Below are 209 nucleotides of genomic sequence, written 5' to 3'. Positions count from 1 at the left end.
GAAATGAAAAGGGGAGCGTAGAAAATAAAGTTGGTTATGTACGGTACAACTTTTTTTCAAGCACACCAATCATGAAAGATTTTGTCAGTTTTAATGAGGCATTGTCTAAGGGGTTAGCACAGGATCGAGAACGAATCCATTACGAAAAACAGGTTCGCATTGATGAGTTATGGCTGACAGAAAAAGTCGATCTTCTGGCTTTACCGGAT

1 pseudogene is annotated in these 209 nt (G+C 39.2%); it reads left to right on the top strand.

Annotated features, from left to right (window positions below):
- A pseudogene (locus ACFSR0_RS10960) lies at positions 1-209 on the top strand (IS21 family transposase); the annotation flags it as partial.

The organism is Enterococcus camelliae (genome assembly GCF_042685105.1).
Taxonomy (GTDB): Bacteria; Bacillota; Bacilli; order Lactobacillales; family Enterococcaceae; genus Enterococcus_G; species Enterococcus_G camelliae.
The sequence above is the reverse complement of the archived record's forward strand: the minus strand, read 5'-3'. Positions and strand labels throughout refer to the sequence as shown.